Source organism: Pontibacter mucosus (assembly GCF_003054055.1).
GTDB lineage: Bacteria > Bacteroidota > Bacteroidia > Cytophagales > Hymenobacteraceae > Pontibacter > Pontibacter mucosus.
On record NZ_QBKI01000008.1, the window covers coordinates 125608 to 148718 of the forward strand.

Sequence of the window (23111 nt, forward strand, 5' to 3'; positions counted from 1 at the left end):
AGGTTACGAGTTCCCATAAAAAAGGCAGCCCGAAATCTCTTCCGGGCTGCCTGAAAGTATAATTTTTTTGCTCGTTACTCGTTGGCTGTAGTTGGGTTAAGCCTCCACAGATCGTCGAAACGGGTGGCGCCACTGTTGCCAAGGCCGATGTAGCCATATTCGCCTACACCAAAGCCAATGGCTCCCATGCGGATACCTGCCTTAAAGTCGCCCAGCCTGGTCCACTGATCTGCCGCGGGGTCATACTTCCATACATCATTCAGCGGGGCACCGTTGTTGCCGCCCACTACATAGCCAAAGTTATGGATGCTGAAGGTGGCCGCATACGTACGCCCGCTCGGGAAGGTCTGGTTCGGACGGTCGTCGCTGGTCAGCCCTTTCAGGGATTTCCACTGGCCGGTGGCAGGGTCAAACTCCATCAGGTCGGTCTGAAACAAGCTGTTGTTCTGGCCTCCGCCAATGTAGCCCTTGCCGTTTACCGTGAAAGCAAAACCGTTCAATCGCTTCGCCCCTATCAGGCCAATCTGCTCCACCCAGGTGCTGGTGGCAGGATCATACTTCCAGAAGTCTTTCTGGTAATTGCCATCAAAGCCTGCGCCCACATAGCCCGCGTTCTCAAACGACAGGGCAACGGCACCGTAGCGGCCGGTGGCCGGGAAATCCGCTATTTGTGTCCATGTCAGGGCAACCGGGTCATACTCGTAAAAGTCCTTCAGGTAGTTCACGCCGTCGTAGCCGGTGCCCACGTAGCCTTTGCCAGCCGCAGAGAAAGCAACAGCGGCACTACGCGCGTCCCCCGGAAAATCAGGGAGCCTCACCCAGTTGTTCATGGCAGGATCATACATCCAGAAGTCTTTCAGGCGCTTGGTGCCGTCGTAGCCGGTGCCCACGTATACTTTGCCATCGATGGTAAAAGAGACAGCGCTGTTACGGGCCACACCGGCAAAGTCCGATTGCTTTTGCCAGTTGCCCGGCGCCGGGGCATCGTCTTTGGTTTCCGTATCGCAGGAGGATAGCAGGCCCACCGATAGCAGCAGGGCCATCAGCATAAACAGGCGGGTGGATTTAAACTGTTTTTTCATAGTTGTAGGTTATTGGATAGTAGTATAGTAGATGCGGAGGCGTACATTTTTAAGAGCAGGGCTCGGAGCACCCACCACCAGACGGCTCACGCCACCCTGCACCTCAGCGGCCGTTGGGGCCAGGTACAGCGGCTTATTCAGTTCTCTTCCATCTTTCAGCCTGCTGATCAGGTACTCTGTAATAGAGAACTCGTAACGGCCATCGGTAGCGGTTTCGCTGGATTTGATAAAGTTGGAGGTCAGCAACTGCGGGCTTCTCGGATCTGGATACTCCATAGGGAGCGGCGAGTACTGCACATTGTTTCCGGCTGTTTGGTACAGCCCCATCGAGGCCGGTACTGGGAACGGATAAGTGGTGGAAGCGCCTCTGAAAGGCTCCACAACCAGCGTAGCCTTGTTGATGAGCTCCGGACGCACAATCTCACGCAGCTTATCCAGGTGCGGAATGTCTATCCGGATAAAGAGCCCCGTTCCGCTCTGAGCCACGGCGATTTCGCCGGCCTGGCTTGCTGGCAGTTCCTTAGCATTCTGAAGCCCCTCCAGCGGGGTACCTGTATAGTCTCCCTCATACCGGTTGTACTGCAGCGGCGCGTTGGCCAGCGGGAAGTCCATCGTTTTTACCGTTCTGGCGCCCCCCGAGGCGGAAGGCTCAGAAAAGTATAGCCGCACAATGGCGCCCGAAGTAGGGAAGCCAATCACAGCGTTACCGGCAGTAGACGTAATAGCCAGCCCTTTGAAGTAGGCCACAAAATTAGTGACATCCTTTATCTTCTCGTCGCCGGCCTTGTGCAGGTCGAACCACCTTTTGCCCAGATCATCGCTCAGGTCGATGATCAGAGTATCCTTCCTAACAGGCCTTGGTGCGAACGTATACGTAGCCAGCGGCTCTGGCTGCAGGGTTGCTTTGGTGGTATTGTAAAGGGCAGCGTTCTGGTAGAAGTATGAATTTGGCTCCTCCTGCGGCACAGTGGGCGGAAGAGCGCGTGCCGTTAGCGCGGAGGTAAGCTCATGTATGCTAAGCGTCAGACTCTGCGTGGTGTCGCCGTAGTAATAGCCCGAAGTGGGCAAGTGCAGCTTTATGGAATCAAAAGCTGCCTCTGCGTTTAGGGTTGGCAGCGCCGATGGGCCAACCTGAAAGTAGGTGGAGGCGCGCAGGGTACCGGTTTGCGGGGTAGTATACTGCCCCACAAGCATGCTCCCTCTGCCGGAGGTAGCAATAGAGTCTGCTTTTACAGTCGTCAGGTTTAGGGTAAGCGTGTCCACGAAGGTACCAGACACGTTATCCTCAACCAGTTCCAGGCCCAGCTCGTTCGGGTCCTCGCAAGAGGCCAGCAACAGCACAGCGCCCAGGCAGTAAAGCAGGTGGTTAAACTTTTTCCTGAAAAGGGATTTTTTTGTAGGGAATTGCATATGAAAATGACCTTGAAAACAGGTTTTCCTCAACTGAGCAGAGGCGGCCTTTTTTGTGCTTGCCTCACCTGGCCTTGAAGAGAAACATCGTGTAAAGATTCCTTTTGAAACCATAGCCACGGGGCTACAATTAATTCAGCTTCAAATATAACACTAAATTTTTCTTCATCAGAAAGATATTACCTCCTGTAAACTGCAAACACAGCAGATTATTGTGCCGTAATGCAGCGTTCGCCAGCCGCAGCGGAACCGCAACCTGCGGGGTAAACAAAAGGCCCGCCAAGCAGGCCTTCTGATTTTTTCACCTTATTTAATCGATCACATTACACTTATTCACTTCACATTATTAACTGGCCCCGGGCTCGCCGCAAACACCTGCCACCCGCACAGGTGGGTACAGCATCGCATTGGCAGTGCAGCGTGGGCCGTCGGAGCCGTTCAGCTCCAGGCGCAGGCTCACCTTCTGGCCGGGCTGCCTGTACTGCTCAGGCAGGTTGCTGGTCGTAACATAGCCGCCATGCAGCTGCCCTACATAGCTCCCGGCCCTGGTGGCCACGTCCTCGGTGTCATCCTCCAGCTTCAGGATATACCAGCCGGGAGCGCAGTCCTGGGCCACCACCTCTGCCATGGTGCAAGCCGGCACCGGCGCTGCTTTGTTGCAGCCCGATACCAGCAGCGCAAGGCAGAGGTAAAGTAAGATGATGCAGCCGATGGTTTTCATGTTGATACGCAGGGACGATGGGTACTTAGCTGCCACTTTGCCGGAGGCAGCACTGATTCATAGCTCAGAAAATGGCACTGATTTTTAAAGTATAGCCAGGATTAGAAGCACCAGCAGCAGGTACCACCCGTACAGGTTCTCTTGAGCCGCAAACAGAAGTAATTCCAGTATGTCCAGCAGTGGCTTCATAAGCGGCGGCTTTTATCCTTCTACAATATGATGACCCGTAAACGGGGCCGAGCGTTGCAGGCTTGCGAAGAAAAATATACTTACCTGCGGCCAGCGCCCAGCTCGTAGTTTAGCGCCATGTTGATGCCTATGGTGTACGGCTTGCCTTGCGGTGCCTGGGCTTTGTCTGAACCCGTGAGCAGCGTATCGAAGTAGGCCCTGTACTCCGGACCGATGGCCACGGACAGGTTATTGGAGAGGCGCTTACCCACACCGGCTGTCGCATTGCCGGACCATTGCAGTTTCCGGAACGGGGAGTTCTCATCGTTCAGGCCGTAGTCAATGTCTTTTACCTCCGCCGAGGAAGCTAGCACAGATGTTTGCAGCAGGATATTGGCCGCCACGCCTCCTCCGGCGTACCAGAACCAGTCCTTGCCCAGATTGCCCTCGTATTGTGCCCCAACAGGCACAGTGAGGTGACGGTAACGGTAAGTGACATTGAACTCGTCGGTTTTAGCCAGGCTGAGCGAGTCAGAGGCGTAGTTGCTGCTGAGGGTGGGCACAAAAACGGTGCTCTCCGCCGCAGCTTTCCCCTGTCTTGAGCCCGGGTTGCGCCAGAACTGCTGCATCACGTAGCTCGACTTGGAGCGGGCTGTACTTTGCATAAAGCCCAAGCCGCCCAGCAGCTTCCATTTCTTCCCGACTCTCATACCTGCCTTCACTTCCACACCGAATGAGAAGCCCGGCTCCATTTCCTGGTCATGCTCCTCGCGAGCCTCATCCATCAGCCGTGAAGACTGCTCCATAGCCGTAGAAGGCGCAAGGGATGCAAAGCTGGTTACCGGCCCCATTGTCTGGGCAGGGGAACTGATGTTCTGCTCGAAGTAGCTCGGGGCATAAGCCATACCCAGCGACCACCTTCCTCCGGCGCTCGCGCCCTGCTCCGGTTCAGAAACCCCGACAGCTGCCAGCGCTTTGTTATCCGATTTGTAAGTTTGCAGCACGGATTCCTGCTCTTTCCGGATTTGCTTCATGCGGCTGATCACAGCCTCGTTCAAGGCTCTAAAATCATCAACCGGATTTGGTACAGCCTCCGCGAAGCCCTGATTTCTACCTGAAGACATAAGGCCGGCAGCAGAGTTTGATCTGTCAAGAAAAGAGGCGTTTATACTTCCAGAACTTATGGCGCGGCTCAGGTTTATACTTTGCCTGTTTCCGTTGTGCTGGCTTGCAGCGGTATACTTGCCTGCCCGTGTACTGTACCAGGCGCCCGGCGCTGTTGTTTCTGCCTTGGCCATACTTTCAGCCTCTGTCGCAGCTGCTTCTGCCACAGGGGCAGCGGAGGCGATTGACTGCGACGGTGCTTTCTGACGTGGCTGCTCCTCCTGCGGCCTTACAGCTGCCTGCATGGCGGAGGCAATAGCTTCGTCCGGGGCCACGGCTTCTGCTGCTGCCTTCTGCTCTGGCGCAACAGCGGCGATGCCCTGCATCTGAGGCTGTGCTCCGGCTAACGGACTTTCAGGCTGCCCGCCGAAGTAGTAGGCGGCAAACCCGCCCGCCACAAGCAGCAGGGTAATACAGGCAGCGGCCAGCTGCCTGTAAAACAACATCCCTCGCTTGTATTGTCCGTTTTCCTGTACCGTCAGGCTATGGTCTATGCGCGCCCATAGGTCTGCAGACGGAGAGGCCTCAGCGTCCTGCAGGCGACGGCGAAACTCTTCCTCAAAGTTTCCTCGCTTATGGTTAGTTGCTGATGACATGTTCCTTAACTTTTTGCTCCTGGCGCAGCAGCATACCCTGTAGTATGGCCCTGGCTCGTGAGTATTGTGACTTAGAAGTTCCCTCTGAAATGCCCAGCAGCTCGCCTATCTCCTTATGGTTGTAGCCCTCAATGGCGTACAGGTTAAACACCATGCGGTAGCGGGGAGCCAGGCTCTGGATCATGCCCATCAGTTCGCTCATCGTGTAGCCGCTCAGGCTTACGTCTTCAGAGCTTATGTTGGCCACTTCCTCCGCTTCATGCGACACCGTGAGCAACTGCTTGCTGCGCAGGTGCTTCAGGGCGGTGTTTATCACGATGCGGCGGATCCAGAACTCAAGCGGGCAATCCTTTTTAAAGCTGGCAATATGGTTGAACACCTTCACAAAGGCGTCCTGCATGATATCCTCAGCTTCAAAGGTGGTGGGGGCGTAGCGCAGGCAGACAGCCATCATCTTCTTTGAGTATAGGTCATAGAGCAGACGCTGCATGTCGCGCTTGCCCGCGATGCACCCCTCTATGAGTTTATCCTCGTCCGACTTTGGTTTTGTAAAAAGCTTCAAGCGCGCCTTGCTTACGTTTCCTTTTCTCTATGATTCCTGCCGCGCGGGTATGGTTGCAAGCAGGTTAAAATATTTTTCAGGGGCAGGCAAGCCCCTGACAGAGACCTGCTTTCCGGATCTAAAGATAGGAAAATCCTGTAGGAGCATCAGCAGCGCCCGCTGTGTTTATACCAGATTTTACCAAACAAAATACCATCCGGCACCCAGCAGGCAGATTTATACTTTAGCAAGGGGCGTGAAAAGTATAGGCACCTATAAAAGTAAAGCCTCCCGGGGAGGGAGGCTCTCTTCTTTCGCAGCAAGCTTTTGTAGTGTTGTAAATCATCTTAAACCTCGCTCAAAAGATCTTTGGTGTCTTAGTAAGGCATTTTAATATAAAGCAGCTTGTAGCAAAGTATGGCAATTATCGTCAACAATAAAATCCAGGTATAACTGATGGCTCTTAGCGCCAACACAGATTCATTCATGTCCTCTATGGCGTTCAGCCTCGCTTCGTCCCGCACTTTATCGGGCAGCAACCTGTACGAAGCGGTCAGTCCCACTGCTACGATGACCACGTCATCCAGGTAACCAAAAACCGGTGTAAGGTCGGGCAGCAAATCCAGCGGGCTTACTGCATATACCAGCGATAAAGCCAGGAGCACTCTTACATACCACTTCACGCGCGCATCGCGGTACGCCAGGTACAACGCGTAAATCTCAGTATGGAATAGGTGTGCTTTTTGTTTAAGGGTGTATAAATGCGTCATGCAGTAGGGTTTAGGTGCTTCCCTACTTAAACGCATCTAACACAGGGTAAAGTTGCAGTGCAAGAGGCTTTTATTACGTGCCCAGTAATTGTATAACAAAATATTATAAATTCCAAATACTCCAGGCAGCTTCAGCCTGCAGGTGCAGCATGGGCAGCCCGTTGAGCACCTTGGCACCCTTGCCGGCAGCATGCTGCAAAAACAGGGTCTGCTCCGGGTTATACACCAGGTCGTAGAAGTAATGTCGGCTCGTTATACTTTCGTAGGGCAGCTCCGGCGCCTCCAGCACCTGCGGGTACATGCCCAGCGGCGTGGTGTTGATGATGAGGTTATACTTTTGGATCAGCTCCGAGGTAAGCTGGGCATAGCTTAGCTGATCCTCCCCTGCTTGCCTGGAGACGCGCTTGTAAGGAATCTGCAGCGCATCCAGTGCGGCCCACACGGCTTTGGCAGCCCCGCCCGTGCCCAGCACCAGCGCCTGCCCCCGCTCCTGCTCCGGGTAAAATGCCTCCAGCGAGTCCCGGAAGCCGATATAGTCGGTGTTGTAGCCTTTAGTACGGCCCCCGCTTATCTTAATGGTGTTCACCGCCCCGATTTTGGCGGCAGCTTCGTCGAGCTCATCCAACAGCGGGATCACCTGCTCTTTGTAGGGCACCGTTACGTTCAGGCCCACCAGTTCGGGCTCCTGCAGAAGCAGCTGCGGCAGTTCCTCCGCTGAGGGCAGCTCGTACAGTTCATAGACGGCATCCGTCACGCCCTCTCGCAGAAACTTCTCTGTAAAATATTTCTTGGAAAACGAGTGGCCAAGCTTTTTACCGATGAGACCGAACTTTCGCATAGCAGGGTTTATACTTTAGTCGTGTTATTGTCTGTGTAATGGTCGATGAGGTACACGAACAGGAAGCCGAAGATGGCCAGCAGCACGCCGTAGAGCAAGTATGGCTCATGACCGGTCAGGGCCTCGTAAGTGCCTGGCAGCACATTTTCCTGCACCAGCGGTTTTAACTCGCCGTGGCGGTCGGTGTACGTCTCCATGGTCTGTTTCCAGGGCCATACTTTGTTCAGGGAGCCGATCATAAAGCCCGTCAGCAGCGCCACGGTTACGTTGTGGTAGTTCTTCAGCATCCAGTTAAGCACATGCGAGAAGAGCAGGATACCGGTAATACACCCCAGGCCGAAAGTAAGTATAACGCTTATCCGGAGCTCTTTGAGCGCCAGCATGATAAACTCATACTTGGCCAGCAGCACCAGGATAAAGCTCCCGGAGATGCCGGGCAGGATCATGGCGCAAATGGCGATGGCTCCCGAAAGGAACACAAACCAGTAGGCATCGGGGGTTTGTGCGGGCGTGGCTACCGTAATGTAGTAAGCCAAGGCAACCCCCAGCAAACCAGCCAGCACCACCCCCAGGGTCCAGCGGGTGATCTTTTTGGCCACCACCACGGCAGAGGCCACAATCAGCCCGAAGAAAAAGGCCCACAGCATTTCCGAGTGATACTCCAGCAAGTATAAAATCAGCCTGGAGAGCGAAACAATAGACAGGCCAATGCCCGCCAGCAGCACTACCAGGAAGTTGCCGTTGATGTGTTTCCAGAACCCGCTGATGTTGAAGCGCAGCAGGAGCCTCAGCGCCTCGCCATTAACGGAGCGGATGGAGCCCAGCAGCTCCTCGTAGATACCGGTGATAAAGGCAATGGTACCTCCCGAAACGCCCGGCACGACGTCGGCGGCGCCCATGCCCACGCCCTTCGAGAACAGCAGCAAATACTCTTTCAGCGATCTTCTTTTCATATGTGCTAAAGCTATACGTTGGTGTAGCCTCCCTTAAAAAGAAATTGCCCGCACGGCCACACCGACGGGCAATTTATACTTTCATACTTATACTTTAAATCTGCAGACCGTTGTTTTCCATGTTCAGGAAATGGTCGAAGGTATCGCCACGCAGGCCCAGGCGGATGGTCTCCAGCGGAATAACCTCGCTTGGGGCGATGTTGCCCAGGTTTACGTTCGCTCCCAGCAGCTTGATGAACCATACTTGCTGCGCCTTCTGCGGGGCTTCCCACAGGATTTTCTCGAAAGGCACCTGCGTCAGGATTTCCTCTACCAGACCGCTGCGCACCTCACCGGTGGAACGGAACAAGCCAACGTTACCTCCCTCGCGGGCCTCGCCAATCACTTTCCAGGCGCCTGCCTCCAGCTCGGCCTTCATCAGCCTGATCCACATATAGGGCGGGATGATTTTCTCGGCATCCTTGGAGCCCACCTCCGACAGCACCGTTACCTGCTCTGCCAGCTTGGCGATATACTCGCACTTTGCCTCATGCGGCATTTCCAGCGAGCCGTCCGACACCTCGGCAAAGGTCATCTCATACTTGTCCAGCACCCGGCGGTAATCGTCGAACTGGTTGCGGGCAATAAAGGCCTCAAACAAGGTACCTCCAAAGTATGTGGGGATACCGGCAGCCCTGTACACTTCCAGCTTCCTTTTAAGGTTAGGCGTCACGTAGGACGTGGCCCAGCCCAGCTTCACAATATCAACATACTCTCCGGCTACCTCCAGGAAGTCCTCTACTTCCCGTATGCTCAGGCCTTTGTCCATGGCCATGGTAAAACCACGCTCACGCGGCTTTGCCTCGCGCTCCGGAATGCTTTTAAGGGTGTAATTCATCTGATTCTATTTGCGGTACTGATCAATTAATCGGGCCAATGCACGCTGCGACTCCAGCTCGGGGAAGAACTCGAACAGCAGCTTGTGCTTGTCGAAGTCCAAAATTAATGCATTTTCCAGATAATTGTATGCCTCGCGGTATTTTCCTGCAGAAAGCATGTAGGCGCAGGCCCTGTAATACAGCTCTGCCTCACGGGGTTGCAGCTCTATGGCGTTCAGAATAATGTCCGTGGCCTCTTCAAAATTACCTTGCTCGTAAAGTATAACCGACCAGTTCAGGTAGATATTCTTGTCATCCGGGCGAATCTCGGCAGCGCGCTCATAGCTCTCCAGCGCCGACACCACATGGCCCACATGGTACTCCGCGCCAGCCAGGGCCACCCAATAGTCGGCGCTGTCGTCGTAGAGGTCCACAGCCTTCTTAAAAAAGTGAATGGCCTCGTACCATTTGCCCTGCGCATCCAGGATCACGCCGATGCCAAACCAGGCCTCGTCCATTTCCGGGTCCAGGTCCACCGACTTCTGGTAATAGCGCCGGGAGAGGTCCCACTGCCGCAGCTTTTCGTAGCACTCGCCTATATTGCAGTAGATCTCCGCGTTTGGCTTGCCGTGCTCTATCATGGCATTAAAAGCATCAATCGCCTTGCTATACTCGCCCGTAAACACCAGGGCGTTGGCCATGTTGTTGTAGGCCGTAATAAAGTCGGGGCGGATGATGGTGGCGTAATCGTAGGCACCTATGGCCTTATCGTAGGCGCCCATCTTGTTGTACACGTTGCCCAGGTTAAACCAGGCCACGTACGAGTACGGGTCGTCGTCGACGAACTTCTGGAAGAACGGCACATTCTCACTCACGGTGTTGGTCACGTCCAAGCAATAAAGTATCTCCTGCATGGCCGCCTCGTTCTCCAGGTTCAGCTCGATGCATTTTTTATAGTACTTCACAGCCGACGCCAGTTTCCCCCAGGTTTGGTAGGCAAGCGCTATGTTGAAGTATATGTCATCACGGTCATCGGCATAGGCCAGGGCCTTTTTAAAGTAATCGATGGCATCGCGAAACTCGCCACGCTGGGTATAGATAATGCCCCGGGTCAATTGCACGTCGGCGTTCTCCGGATCCACCTCCGCCACTTTGTTGATTAGCTCCAGGGCCTCGTTAAAGCTGCCGGACATGGCCAGCAGTTGCGCCTTGTCTATCTGCAGATCCATCGAGAAGGGATACTGCGTTAAAGCAGCATCGCAGGCAGCCAGGGCCTTCTTATACTCAAAGTTCGCCGTGTAGTGATCTATAATATACTCAAAATCAGTGAGGTCGAAAAACGCCGTCTCATTGCCACTGAGCGTGCGCTCGTAACGCTGTATGAGCTCTAGCTCCTCGCTGTGTTCGTCAAAGTCTTCTTTCATCTCCAGTATCCAACCAGCTGCTCTGGGCAGCTTTTTTCTTACTACATATTAACACTGCAAATAGTTTATTTGGCCGCCTGCAGTGCACCTTTGGCCATCATCCCCTGTAGCTCATGGCACACCCAGCTCACCGACTTTGACACGGGCCTGAACTGAAGCCCGATTGCCTTCTGGATTTTATCGCTGTTGAAGAAATGGGTTTTACGCGACACCCTTGCCGTGTCCTTCGTAATAAGGGGCCGGCTGCCGGTTAGCCAGGCACGGGCGTGCTCCAGCCGCCATACCACCTCCGCCAGCGGGCCGGGCACTTTCACACCGGGGGCTTTCTTGCTGAAGCAACGCGCCACCATCTCAAAAAATGCCTTATAGCTTAGCCGCTCTGAGTTTAAGATAAACCTTTCTCCGGAGATACCCGAGAAGGTTAGCTGCAGCATGGCCTCCACCACATCCCGCACATCCACAAAATTCGCTTCCCCCGCGGTATAAAAGGGGCGCTCCCGGTAGACATACCGGAACAGCTGGGTGCTGCTGCGGCTCCAATCGGCCGGGCCAAGTATGATGGATGGGTTCACGATAACGGCATCCAGGCCTTCTGCCACACCGCGCCATACTTCCAGCTCCCCGAAGTACTTGGAGCTGGCATAGGCCGATGTCCTCTCAGCCGGATCCCACTTGGCCTTCTCTGTCAGGTTCTCCTTTTCTTTGGGCCGTCCGATGGCAGCAATGGAGCTTACGTGGCACAGCTTTATACTTCCGGCCTCCAGGCACGCATCCACGATGTTGGCGGTACCCTCTATGTTCACCTGTTTCAGCAGCTCCTCGTCCTGCGGCGCGTACGACACCAGCCCGGCACTATGGAACACATACTTTACATCCACCAGCTCGGCCCGCAACAGGGCAGGGTCCAGAATGTCGCCCTCCACCCACTGCACCTGGTCTGCCCCGGCCACGGCCGGCACCGTGCCACGGTAAAGCGCCTTTACCTGGTGGCCCCGTCGCAAAAGCTCCGGTATCAGAAAACTGCCGATGAGGCCACTGCCGCCCGTTACGAATACCATATGTTGATGTGGAAGTATAAAGTATAAAACAAGATGATAATTATAGTTGCCTGTTGCGAAGCGGCAAGGCCAGGGCCTTTACGAGGTATTTTGAACTTAGCACCTTATGCAGGGTAGCTATATGCTTCAGCCCGTGCGTGTCGGTGCCCAGGAAGTCTACATACCCTTGCTCTATCAGACGCTCCGCTACATCCCTGGCGCCGGGAGAGTAATAGCCTGCCAGCGAGTTGAGGTTGGGCTGAAACAGCACCCCAAGCTCCCGCAACGCCACCAGCTCCTCGAACTTGCCATAGAAATAGGTATAACGCTCCGGGTGCGCCAGCACGGGCTGGTACCCTTTGGAGCGCATCTTAAAGATAGTTTCCCGCAGGTTCAGGGGCTCATTCAGGAAAGACGTCTCGAACAGCAGGTAGTTTTTACCAAATGTGAGCAACTCCTCGTCGTTGTCCAGCTTGTCCAGCAGGCCCTCGTCCAGGTAATACTCTGCCGCACAGTCCAGCTCTATCTCAATTCCAGCCTCCTCCACGGCCTGCCGCAGCAGCTGCAGCTTCTCGCGGATGATCTCAGGCGTGTTCTTGTAGAAGTCGCTCATGATGTGCGGCGTCATGATCAGCTTACGGTAGCCCAGCTCCTTCATGCCCCGCACCAGCTCCAGCGACTGCTCCAGGCTATCAGAACCATCGTCTATACCCGGAAGTATATGCGAATGCATGTCCGCGCCGAGCTCGCCAAGCGATACACCCAGCACAGGCTCACTTCCTCCAAACAGGTTCTTTATAAACTGTATCATCTTACCAACGTTGGCGCCTACGGCCCTGCTGTGGGTGCAGAACGGCAAACAAACTTCAAAATAACAGAAATAAAATTCACTGTCAAAATAAAGCGGCCATCACACAGGTGCCTCTTTTACATACGTTTAAATCTATATAGGTGATTGGTGCTTTGGGTGCAATTATATAGTTTTGTAAACATCGGATATTCTTATCCCGTTATACTTCCGACACATATCACCTTAACTACTTTCAACCCAAAACTATTACATGGAATTAAAAACAACTGAAAACCAGCGCATGATTGCGGACATGGTTCGCGACTTTGGCGCCAGGCACATCAAACCCAAGATGCGTGAGTGGGACGAGACCCAGGAATTCCCGGTGGCGCTGTTCCGGCAGCTGGGCGAGCTGGGGCTGATGGGCGTGCTCGTGCCGACCGAGTACGGCGGCTCGGGCTTCGGCTACCTGGAGTACGTGACGGCCATCGCAGAGCTGTCCAAAATCGACGGTTCCATCGGCCTTTCGATGGCAGCGCATAACTCCCTGTGCACCGGCCACATCCTGGCGTTCGGCAACGAGGAGCAGAAAAGGAAATACCTGCCCAAGCTGGCCACGGGCGAGTGGATCGGGGCCTGGGGCCTGACAGAACCCAACACCGGCTCCGATGCCGGTAACATGCGTACCGTGGCCGTACAGGATGGCGATCATTGGGTTATCAACGGAGCCAAGAATTTTATCACGCATGGCAAATCAGGCAATGTGGCCGTGGTAATTGTGCGCACCGGCGAAGTTGGCGACTCACATGGCATGACCGCCTTCGTTATCGAAAAGGGTACACCGGGCTTCAGCGCAGGTCGCAAGGAGGACAAACTAGGCATGCGTGCCTCCGAAACCACGGAGCTTATCTTCCAGGACTGCCGTGTGCATAAAGACCAGATCCTGGGCGAGGTTGGCGATGGCTTCGTGCAGGCCATGAAAGTGCTGGATGGTGGCCGCATCTCCATCGCGGCACTTTCGCTGGGCATTGCACAGGGTGCCCTGGAGGCAGCCTTGGCCTACTCCAAAGAGCGCCATCAGTTTAACAAACCCATCTCCAGCTTTCAGGGGATAGCCTTCAAATTAGCCGACATGGCCACAGAGGTAGAGGCAGCCTCGCTGCTTACCTACCAGGCTGCCGATATGAAGAACCGGGGGCTGAATGTGAACAAGGAATCGGCAATGGCGAAGCTTTTTGCCTCAGAAGTGGCGGTACGCGTGGCAAACGAGGCGGTACAGATATTCGGCGGCTACGGCTTCACGAAAGATTACCCCGCCGAGAAGTACTACCGCGATGCCAAGCTATGCACCATCGGCGAGGGAACCAGCGAGATACAGAAGCTTGTTATTTCCAGAGCCATACTCAAATAAAGAAGTGGCACAAAAGACCGGTTTAGCTTTTTGCGCCACTTTTGGGAAATAAAACATGGCTGGCTAATAAATATTTAGCGCTTGCATTGACTTAAGTATAATATTGTTTAAATTTGCGTCCCTAAATCCAAAGAGAAGCGAGGAAAAATATGATTATTGTAAACGTAAAAGATAACGAGTCTGTAGACCGTGCTCTGAAGAGATTCAAGAAGAAATTTGAGAGAACTGGTGTTTTGAAAGAACTGCGCTCAAGAGCGTATTTCGAGAAGCCTTCTGTTACCAAAAGAAAGCAGAAAGAAAGAGCTGTGTACAAGCAGCAGATGTTTGCTAACGAAAACTACTAGTATCTCTAACAAGATATACTATTTTTCCATACTTTAGTATACCTGGGTTATTTGACCAGGTATACTAAAGTATGGATTTGTTTTTCAAGTATTTACAGTACGAGAAGCGGTATAGCCCGCATACCCTTACCTCTTATCATACCGATCTGGGGCAGTTTGCCGGTTACCTGAAAGAGGTATACCAGATCTCCGATGCCGCTGAGGCCGATCACACCATTATCCGCTCCTGGATACTGACACTGGTGCAGAACAACATCAAGCCACGTTCTATCAACCGGAAGATCGCCTGCCTCCGCTCCTACTACAAATTTTTGCTGGCGCAGGAACGCATCAAGGTAAACCCCATGCTGCGTATCAAGGCGCCCAAGGCCAGTAAGCGGCTACCCGCCTTTGTGCAGGAGGAGCCATTCAACAATTTACTCGACAGCTTTACATTTGAGGATACCTTCGAGGGGCAGCGCGACAGGCTGATCCTGGAGTTTCTGTATGGCACCGGCATACGCCTCGCCGAGCTTATCAACATCGAGCCCCCTGACATAAACCTAAGTGCTAAAACAGTACGTGTGCTGGGCAAGGGTAACAAGGAGCGCATCGTGCCCCTGAACGACTCGCTCTTATTGGCGCTAGATGCCTACAAAACTGAGAAAAAGCATTTTTTAGGTGATAACAATTCGGTAAAATTGCTCGTTACCAATAAAGCACGGCCTCTTTACCCGAAGTTTGTGTATCGTGTCGTAAAAAAATATATCAGCTTGATTACCACATCCGAACACAATAGCCCGCATGTGCTGCGACACTCATTCGCCACTCACTTGCTCAATAAGGGAGCCGATCTTAACGCGATCAAAGATCTGCTTGGCCATGCCAGCCTGGCTGCTACCCAGGTTTACACGCACAATTCCATCGAGCAACTCAAATCTATTTTTGAGAAGGCTCACCCAAAAGCATAATAAGTTTAACTTTTTAATTGTAAAGCATATGAAGCTACAGATGCATTCCATCCACTTCGAGGCAGACAAACAACTTACTGACTTTGTACAGCAGAAAGTGAACAAACTCGAAACATTCTATGATCGCATTGTGGAAGGCGAAGTGTTTCTTAAACATAACAACAAGGATGGCGTGGACAACAAGACCGTAGAGATCAAGTTGTTTGTGCCAGGCTCTACTCTATTCTCGCAGGAGGACGCCCCCTCGTTTGAAGCTGCCGCCGACGCTGCCGTTGAGGCGATGCGACGCCAGCTAAAGCGCTTTAAGCAAAAACAAATGGCCCACCACTAAGACTTATACTTTCTGGAAAGTATAAAAAAGCGGGGCCTGCTACAGAATAGCAGGCCCCGCTTTTTTGTTTACCAAACCAAGCCATTTTACAGGCCAAACTCGGCTTTAATCTTGTCTACATAATCAAGTTTCTCCCAGGTGAAGGTCTCGAACTCCCGCACTTCTTTCTTGCCGTTTACCAACACCTCTACTTGCTTCGTACCCGGTGTTCTGCCCATGTGCCCATAGGCTGCCGTCTCAGAGAAAATAGGGTTCTGCAAACCAAAACGCTGCACAATAGCATAAGGGCGCATGTCGAAAAGCTTGTTTACCTTTTCGGCAATCTCGCCATCGCTCATAGTGTTGCCGTTTGCGTCTTTCACCTTCGTAGAGCCATAGGTGGTAACATACAGGCCAACTGGCTTAGCCACGCCAATGGCGTAAGCTACCTGTACCAGCGCCTGGCTGGCTACACCGGCCGCCACCAGGTTCTTGGCGATATGGCGGGCAGCATACGCCGCAGAACGGTCTACCTTAGAAGAGTCCTTTCCAGAGAAAGCTCCCCCGCCGTGTGCACCTTTTCCCCCATACGTGTCCACAATAATCTTACGTCCTGTCAGGCCAGTATCGCCGTGCGGTCCACCGATTACAAACTTACCCGTTGGGTTAATGTGGTAGACGATGTCCGCGTTGAAAAGATCCCGGATACGCTCAGGCAGCTGCTTCAGTACGCGGGGAATCAGAATGTTGTCAACATCCTCTTTTATCCTGGCCAGCATCTGGCGCTCCGCCTCGTTTTTCGCCTCCGTACTATCGTTATCAGCCTTTACAAACTCGTCGTGCTGGGTAGAGATCACTATGGTGTCGATCTTCTCGGGCACGTGGTTGTCGCTGTAGCGGATGGTAACCTGAGACTTTGCGTCTGGCCGCAGGTAAGTCATCACTTTTCCTTCTTTGCGAATCGCAGCCAGTTCCTGCAGCAGCAGGTGCGAAATGCTTAACGCAAGCGGCATGAAGTTATCTGTCTCGTCGGTGGCATACCCGAACATCATGCCCTGGTCGCCGGCCCCCTGGTCTTCCGGGTTGGCGCGCTCAACGCCCTGGTTTATATCTGCAGACTGCTCATGGATGGCCGAAATAACCCCGCAAGCATCTGCATCAAACATATATTCCGACTTGGTATAGCCAATTCGCTTTATAACATCGCGTGCTACCTTCTGTACGTCTACGTAAGCCTCCGACTTCACTTCCCCGCTCAACACCACCAGGCCGGTGGTAACGAGGGTCTCACAGGCTACCTTAGACTGCGGGTCTTGCTTTAAGAATTCATCCAACAGCGCATCCGAAATCTGATCGGCCACTTTATCCGGGTGCCCTTCTGACACAGACTCAGATGTAAATAAATAAGGCATATTTTTCTATGGGTTTAGGTACAAAGTATAAACCGACTGCCCCCTTTGGCAGCGGGTACAAAGCTAAGACAAATCTGCCACACTTGAAACTGATAGAGGGCACTCTACAGTGGCATGTAATAATTTAACAGCATAAAGGTTACGCCCCCGCAAAACTTGCTTTGGTAGGGAGCAGCAAGCAGAACAACACAACCTTTGAAAACGCCCCCCGTTCATTTACATCAAATTGTATTTTTTTAGATAACCTATATGAAACGCCTATTAACTATATTTTGCCTTTTAACCTTTCTGGCAGGACAAGTACATGCCCAAGATGACTCTCCTTATAAGACTAGCTTCAAAGTGGATGCCCCCATTATAGTGGCCGGCATGGGCCTCAGTGCTTATGGCCTGAAACTGATGAAGGACAAAGATGGACTGAGCGAGGAGGAAATCCTCTCCCTGAGCAAGGATGACGTAAACGGCTTCGACCGCTTTGCCGCCGGCTACCACTCAGACAATGCCAAGAAAATCAGCGATTATCCCTTTTACGCCTCCTTTGCTACTCCCTTTCTGATGCTCCTGAATGACAACGTTGGTAGCAAGGCTGGCCAGGTGTTGGTACTCTATGTAGAGACGATGGCAGTGACCGGTGCATTTTTTACCATGACCAATGGCAACATAGCGCGTGAGCGCCCGCTGGTATACAGCCCGGATGTCGACATTTCGGATAAGAATGACGCAAACGCCCGCAACTCCTTTTATGCCGGCCACACAGCCGCCACGGCCAGCGCCACCTTCTTCGCGGCCAAAATATTCCACGACTTCAACCCTGACTCCCCTGCCCGCCCCTATGTATGGGCCGCCGCTGCTGCAGTACCTGCCGCTGTGGGCTACCTGCGCCTGAAGGCCGGCAAGCACTTTTTAAGCGATAACCTGCTGGGCTATACCATGGGCGCGGCCGCCGGTATACTGGTGCCGCAGCTGCACAAGAAGACGAACAAGCGCAACATTAGCCTTATGCCTGTGTCGGGCAAATACTTTAACGGTGCGTTGATGACGTATACTTTCTAAGGACTATACTGTCGCCGTGTTTCCTATACATTCCCCTGCTTTTATCTCTTCATCTTAGGGTAGTGAAACTAGTTTTGAGGTTATACAGGACATAGTGGTAGATACTTTTTCAACGGTATTGCTGTTGACAGAGGAATCATTATTCTGGTGCTAGAATTGTGTATATAAGTCTCCAAGTTCTAGCTATTTAAAATAAACAATGAATAGAGTTCTAAAGGAGATCTATACCTGGTAAGATATGGAAACATAAGAAAAGGCCACCCATAAGGGTGGCCTTTTCTTATGTTTCCTACAATAAGCATTGCAGGAAGAATTTTATTATTGTTACTTGTTGAGGTCAGGGTTGTTAAGCACTTCTGCCTGTGGAATCTCAAACGTCAACTCGTCAGAGTCCCATGCAAAAGTTTGACCTGGCAGGAAGATGTGATTCTCACCTCTGGTCACATTAACTTTGTTTCGCTTAATGGCTAAGTAAGCTTTACCTTCACCCCACAACTCAATTCGAGTCTGCAGCAAAATTTCATCCTTTAGGGCCTGGCCACCAATGCCATTCAGATAAGAATCATACTCTGCATAAGCACCTTCCTCAAATCTGTTTTGCATCAGCATCTTCAGAGCATCTTTCGCTTGAGCTTCTTGACCTAATCTTGCGTGTGCTTCAGCTTTCAGCAGGATCATCTCCTCTATACGCATGTACACGTAATCCGTGATGACATTCCTCTGGCCGCCAATCTTTCTAGCTGGGTCAAAGAACTTATTAAGTGGCATCAGGTCAAAATCGCCCTCCTCATAGCCATCTTCTTTATAAGCAGCTTCAAGACCACCACCAATTGGATCGAACCAGTTCTTTCTATAGTCATCCTTACGAATGGCATTATACAAGTTAATATCAATGGTTTTAGGATCTCCAGCCCAAGCATAGCTATAAGTAAAGATATCTATTTGTCCCCACCATGAAACCAGGTCCAGTCCATTTGCTAATGTGAGGTCTACACCCCACATCCAGCTTGGAGTGGTCACGTTGTTGAATCCTGACTGAGGGTTTGTTAAAGCACCTGTACTTGGGTTTATTTGAGCATAAAGCTCACCCTTGTTAGTAATGCGATATCCACTTGCTATCAGGTCATCGGTAAGGGTTACGACCTGCTGCAGGTCAGCTTGTGTGCCTCTGGCTGCCAGCGCATAAGCCAATAAACCTTTTGCCACAGTCTGGTCTATTTGATCTTTAGAGGAGCGGTTAAAGTCTTCCAAGTAGCTGATTGCCTCTGTAAGATCATCAACGATAAGATTATATACTTCTTCAGAAGTAGCCTTTGGCTGATTCGGAACCTGCGTATTTGTATAAATAGGAAGAATTTTCTCTGAGCCGGTACCGTATCCTGGAGAATACAATTGAGCAAGATAGAAGTAGGCATAAGCACGCATAGCTTTAGCTTGTCCCATTATATGGCGCTGCAGTGGTTCTGTCTGCTCAGCATCAGTTCCACCCAGTGCATCGATTACCGTGTTGGCCCCAAAGATGATACGGTAGTAGTATCTCCATGGCATGTAACCTTCGTTCTGCGTATAGTCCTTCGTGTCCTGATACTGAGCGATACTAGAATACCATCCATAAGTTGCACCAGCCAGTACCATGTCCGAGGAAAGCATATCCATGTAAATATCCCAACTCTTCTGGCCAAAGTCATCGTGCTGCAGGTCTGTACCGCCTGTGCCGGTGTTATACATGGTAGCGTATAAACCTGCAATGTTACCATTCAAAAGCGATGGATCTTTTGCTGCAGCGTCAGCAAGCTGCTCAGGCGATATTTCGTCTCCAGAGGGCTTTACATCCAAGTACTCTTTTTCACAACTGCTTAGCGAAAGAGTGAGAGCAGCCGCTCCTATTATATATAAATTTTTCTTCATATTAATCAGTCAAATTAAATTTTAACTTTTAAGCCTGCTGTAAAGGTAGATAGCGGAGAATAGCGGTAGGTGCTTGAGCTACCTGCTTCTGCAGTTGAGGGGTTAAAGCCTTTACGGGCTGTGTTAATCCAAAGATTATCACCAGATAACCAAATAGATAGGCCACCAATACCATACTTGCTTACGAAGTTGCCAGGTACAGTATATGTTAGACGCACATTGTTCAGCACCAGGAAGTTTGCCTTGGTTAGGAAGCGCGTTGAAGATGAGGCTACGTTTGTATCGTATCCGCGTGAAAGGCGAGGCACATCTGTAATATCGCCTTCTTTCTGCCATCTATCCATAATGTCCTCGTGCCAGTTGTTACGCCCAGCTAGGTCGTTATGCATCAGGTTAGCATAAGCACCATCATAAGCATAACCTCCAAAGCTATACAGCATCTGAGCACTCAGGTCGAAGCCTTTATATCCAGCAGATATGTTAAAGGCGCCACGCACATCTGGAATAGCAGACTTCCCGTTGTACTTCAGCGTAGCAGCTGAATATGTCTTGGTAGTAGCTGTCTTCAGGTCACCCTCGTTTACATCAGGATTGTTGTACAGGTAGTCAGACAGGTTTGCAATTCCTTCGCCCTGATCCAGCGCTCCGTTACCGTTAGCATCGTTGTAAACAACATTCCACATACCTCTACCATCCTGTGGATCTACACCAGCCCACTCGCGCAGGTAAAAATCATAGATAGAATGCCCCTTAGACCAAGCATACTGACCTTGCACATCTATTGGCTTAGGTTTACCTGTTACAGGATCAAGAGGCATCTCTGTGATTTTATTAGAGAAAATCTCTCCATTAACCCCTATGCTTAAGCGGTAGTCTTTTCCTTGGAATACATCACCAGTCACATCAAATTCTAAACCTTGGTTTCTCAGGTTGCCGTCATTCACTTGAATCAACGCATAACCAATAGATGGGCCTAGTCTTCTCTCGAAAATTAGGTCTGTTGTGTTCTTGATGTAGTAATCAATAGAACCATAAATACGGTTATTTGCGACTTCGAAATCAATACCTGTTTGGAACTGCTTGGACGTTTCCCAAGTCAGATCCTGATTGCCTTTTGTAGAGAAGGCAAAAGCTGGGTTATCATTAAGGTTATTTATGTTATAAATATCATAACCCGGATAGAAACCTACACCAGCTTGATCACCAATCAGACCATAGCTAGCCTTCAACTTCAGCATGTCAAAGATGTTCTGACTGCTCATGAAGTCTTCACTGGTAATCATCCAACCAGCACCAATTGAACCGAATGTGCCCCACTTGTCTTTTCTAAAGCGAGAAGAACCATCTCTTCTGATAGTAGCAGATAGGAAATATTTATTATCGAAGTCGTAGTTAACCTGACCGAAGTAGCTTTCAAGGGTGTACTGATGTGTAGCCCCGGTAGATGGGTTATGAATCACCGCATTGCTCAGATCTTCGATGTTAGGGTCAACTAGATTTTGCCCAGAAGCAGTTTGAACATTACGCTTCCAATCTGTTACTTCATGGGCAGCAAGCGCCTCCACGTTATGTAAACCGAAAGTTTTATTGTAGCGCAGTAGGTTCAGCAGGTTATAGGAGAAAACTTCTGTACCACGGTGGAAAAGGCTACCATTCTGTGTAGCTGAGCTACCGTAGTATTTGTTACCCCTGTTTACAAATTTGTTGTTGAAATATTGCGCACCTAGCCTATTCTCCAGTGTCAGGCCCTCTGCAATATTCACGTTCAGGCTCGCATTACCGTTTAACTCGTTACGGTTACTTCGGTTGGTATCATAAGTAGCATCTGCAATAGCGTTAGTAAGTGCACCAAAGCCACGGCCTACACCATAGTCATACTGATTTCCACCAAAGATTGGGTCTGTGATAAAATTACCTTCTGCATCTCTACTAAATAGCGGGTAGATAGACGGAATATTATCTACAAACCAGAAGATGCTTCCAGAGTCTTCGCTCTGCCCATTATTGTTTGTCTCAGAACGAGAGTAGTTAAAGTTAAAGTTACCAGTCAGCCAGCTGTTAATCTCCTGGTTTAGATTCAAACGCGCAGTAAGACGCTCGTAGTCAGAATTGATTAGATACCCTACGTCCTTCAGATAGCCAAAAGAGGAGTAATAATGTGTTTTATCAGAAGAACCACCAAACTTCACATTTACCTCAGAACGATTAGAGTTTTGGAAGCCATAGTCTTCCCAGTTCTCAGGGTTATATTTTCTTTCTACACCAGGTCTAACAGTTCTAGTCACTGGGTCTATAATTTCAGCAGCAGTACCACTCCAGAGGTTGTACTTAGGATTAATTCCTGAGCTTGAAAACAATGAAGAATTTGCATAAGTTGTCGCACGGGCATCATCGTAGCCACCTGCAGCTACACCATAGTTGTATAAGCTCTCCCAGGTCAAACCAACATACTGCTCAGGAGATTTGATGGTCTGGTAGCGTGGAAGCAAAGCTTGGTTCGTACCAAAGTTGGCATCAACCTCAATGTAGTTGTCTTTACCTCTACCTGTCTTAGTTGTGATAACAATAACGCCATTTGCACCTCTAGAACCATAGATGGCTGTAGCTGCAGCATCTTTTAGTACTGTAGTGGACTCAATATCAGCAGGGTTTATAGAGTTAATGCTGCCATTAAAAGGAACACCGTCTACTACATATAATGGATCACGGTTACCGTTCACAGAACCGATACCACGAATACGTACCGTCGCCTCAGTACCTGGCTGACCGCTCGTATTAACAATTCTCACGCCTGAAACCTCACCGGCAAGTGCCTGAGAAACGTTTGACACACTTTTGGACTCCAGTCTCTCCGCACTCACCACTTTCGCCGTACCTGTGAAGGACTCTTTTGTTGTGGTAGAGTAACCTACTACTACAATCTCTTCCAGTGCTTTGGCATCCTCAGATAGAGACACATTTATAGTGCTTCTGCCTGACACGTTTACCTCCTGAGCCACATAACCCAAGAAGTTAAAAATCAGTGTTGCATCTCCAGAGGGCACATTTACAGAATAATTGCCCTCAATCCCCGTAGTAGTACCTGTTGTGGTACCTTTCACAATGACAGCAACTCCAGGTAGCGGTTGTCCACTACTGGCATCGGTCACCTTACCCGTAACAGTTTGGCTTTGCGCCCACGCCTGATTCACAAGCGCAAGAAGCATCACCAAACTAAATAATAGAACTTTTCTCATAAAGTTAGATTAGATTGATTGGTAAAATAGTTTATGGTTGTTTCTCAAATATAGGTCGATGTTATAACACTTCCCACAGCCATTTTAAAAAAACATTCCAAAAATTTAACCTAACCTTAATTTTGCCGCAAAAGGC

20 protein-coding genes are annotated in these 23111 nt (G+C 51.0%); 5 read left to right on the plus strand and 15 right to left on the minus strand.

Annotation, left to right across the window (positions count from 1 at the left end; all coding sequences use genetic code 11):
- Positions 1 to 74: 74 nt before the first annotated feature.
- The 12 genes from C8N40_RS15880 to C8N40_RS15935 form a co-directional block, all read right to left on the minus strand.
- Positions 75 to 1082 carry a Kelch repeat-containing protein gene (locus tag C8N40_RS15880; RefSeq protein ID WP_108212800.1) on the minus strand — a complete coding sequence of 336 codons (1008 nt, stop codon included), beginning with the start codon at positions 1080 to 1082 and terminating at the stop codon, positions 75 to 77.
- Between the two features lie 9 nt (positions 1083 to 1091).
- Complete coding sequence (locus tag C8N40_RS15885; protein WP_170114122.1) at positions 1092 to 2492, minus strand: DUF4270 family protein; 1401 nt, start codon at positions 2490 to 2492, stop codon at positions 1092 to 1094.
- A 346-nt stretch (positions 2493 to 2838) separates the two neighbouring features.
- Positions 2839 to 3249 (minus strand): hypothetical protein, encoded by a 411-nt coding sequence (locus C8N40_RS15890; protein WP_108212802.1) that lies wholly within the window; start codon positions 3247 to 3249, stop codon positions 2839 to 2841.
- Positions 3250 to 3482: 233 nt separating this feature from the next.
- Positions 3483 to 5141 carry an outer membrane beta-barrel protein gene (locus C8N40_RS15895; RefSeq protein WP_108212803.1) on the minus strand — a complete coding sequence of 553 codons (1659 nt, stop codon included), beginning with the start codon at positions 5139 to 5141 and terminating at the stop codon, positions 3483 to 3485.
- Positions 5125 to 5703, minus strand: coding sequence for an RNA polymerase sigma factor (locus C8N40_RS15900; protein WP_108212804.1), 579 nt, complete (start codon positions 5701 to 5703; stop codon positions 5125 to 5127). Before C8N40_RS15900 ends, C8N40_RS15895 begins: the two co-directional genes overlap by 17 nt.
- 356 nt (positions 5704 to 6059) lie before the next feature.
- Positions 6060 to 6452 carry a YkvA family protein gene (locus tag C8N40_RS15905; protein WP_170114124.1) on the minus strand — a complete coding sequence of 131 codons (393 nt, stop codon included), beginning with the start codon at positions 6450 to 6452 and terminating at the stop codon, positions 6060 to 6062.
- A 103-nt stretch (positions 6453 to 6555) separates the two neighbouring features.
- Positions 6556 to 7290, minus strand: coding sequence for a shikimate dehydrogenase family protein (locus tag C8N40_RS15910; protein WP_108212806.1), 735 nt, complete (start codon positions 7288 to 7290; stop codon positions 6556 to 6558).
- A gap of 8 nt (positions 7291 to 7298) precedes the next feature.
- Positions 7299 to 8243 carry a polyprenyl-phosphate transporter gene (locus C8N40_RS15915; RefSeq protein WP_211318126.1) on the minus strand — a complete coding sequence of 315 codons (945 nt, stop codon included), beginning with the start codon at positions 8241 to 8243 and terminating at the stop codon, positions 7299 to 7301.
- Positions 8244 to 8337: 94 nt separating this feature from the next.
- Positions 8338 to 9120 carry a phosphosulfolactate synthase gene (locus C8N40_RS15920; RefSeq protein WP_108212807.1) on the minus strand — a complete coding sequence of 261 codons (783 nt, stop codon included), beginning with the start codon at positions 9118 to 9120 and terminating at the stop codon, positions 8338 to 8340.
- Positions 9121 to 9126: 6 nt separating this feature from the next.
- Entirely contained in the window at positions 9127 to 10524 is a 1398-nt protein-coding gene (locus C8N40_RS15925; protein ID WP_108212808.1) for a tetratricopeptide repeat protein, read from the minus strand.
- A 65-nt stretch (positions 10525 to 10589) separates the two neighbouring features.
- A complete protein-coding gene (locus C8N40_RS15930) occupies positions 10590 to 11582 on the minus strand; it encodes an NAD-dependent epimerase/dehydratase family protein (protein ID WP_108212809.1) in 993 nt (330 codons plus the stop codon).
- A gap of 40 nt (positions 11583 to 11622) precedes the next feature.
- A complete protein-coding gene (locus C8N40_RS15935) occupies positions 11623 to 12372 on the minus strand; it encodes a tyrosine-protein phosphatase (RefSeq protein ID WP_108212914.1) in 750 nt (249 codons plus the stop codon).
- 250 nt (positions 12373 to 12622) lie between these two features.
- Between C8N40_RS15935 and C8N40_RS15940 the strand changes: the two genes are divergently transcribed.
- From C8N40_RS15940 to hpf, 4 genes are all read left to right on the plus strand, one after another.
- On the plus strand, positions 12623 to 13762 hold the full coding sequence (locus C8N40_RS15940) for an acyl-CoA dehydrogenase (RefSeq protein WP_108212810.1): 1140 nt from the start codon (positions 12623 to 12625) through the stop codon (positions 13760 to 13762).
- 149 nt (positions 13763 to 13911) lie between these two features.
- Complete coding sequence (gene rpsU / locus C8N40_RS15945) at positions 13912 to 14106, plus strand: 30S ribosomal protein S21 (protein ID WP_092102520.1); 195 nt, start codon at positions 13912 to 13914, stop codon at positions 14104 to 14106.
- A gap of 71 nt (positions 14107 to 14177) precedes the next feature.
- Positions 14178 to 15056, plus strand: a complete 879-nt coding sequence (locus C8N40_RS15950; RefSeq protein ID WP_108212811.1) for a tyrosine-type recombinase/integrase — start codon at positions 14178 to 14180, stop codon at positions 15054 to 15056.
- Between the two features lie 28 nt (positions 15057 to 15084).
- A complete protein-coding gene (hpf, locus tag C8N40_RS15955; protein ID WP_092102526.1) occupies positions 15085 to 15387 on the plus strand; it encodes a ribosome hibernation-promoting factor, HPF/YfiA family in 303 nt (100 codons plus the stop codon).
- 86 nt (positions 15388 to 15473) lie between these two features.
- Here the strand turns inward: hpf and metK are convergent, their stop codons facing one another.
- Positions 15474 to 16778: a methionine adenosyltransferase gene (gene metK, locus C8N40_RS15960; protein ID WP_108212812.1), complete on the minus strand. Its 1305-nt coding sequence runs from the start codon at positions 16776 to 16778 to the stop codon at positions 15474 to 15476.
- A 249-nt stretch (positions 16779 to 17027) separates the two neighbouring features.
- Here metK and C8N40_RS15965 point away from each other — a divergent pair, with 249 nt between their 5' ends.
- On the plus strand, positions 17028 to 17831 hold the full coding sequence (locus tag C8N40_RS15965) for a phosphatase PAP2 family protein (RefSeq protein ID WP_108212813.1): 804 nt from the start codon (positions 17028 to 17030) through the stop codon (positions 17829 to 17831).
- Between the two features lie 324 nt (positions 17832 to 18155).
- On the opposite strand, the gene C8N40_RS15970 is transcribed toward C8N40_RS15965, so the two are convergent.
- Together C8N40_RS15970 and C8N40_RS15975 are read right to left on the minus strand one after the other, a co-directional pair.
- Positions 18156 to 19739, minus strand: a complete 1584-nt coding sequence (locus C8N40_RS15970) for a RagB/SusD family nutrient uptake outer membrane protein (RefSeq protein WP_108212814.1) — start codon at positions 19737 to 19739, stop codon at positions 18156 to 18158.
- Positions 19740 to 19753: 14 nt separating this feature from the next.
- Positions 19754 to 22975 carry a SusC/RagA family TonB-linked outer membrane protein gene (locus tag C8N40_RS15975; protein WP_108212815.1) on the minus strand — a complete coding sequence of 1074 codons (3222 nt, stop codon included), beginning with the start codon at positions 22973 to 22975 and terminating at the stop codon, positions 19754 to 19756.
- Between the last annotated feature and the right edge of the window lie 136 nt (positions 22976 to 23111).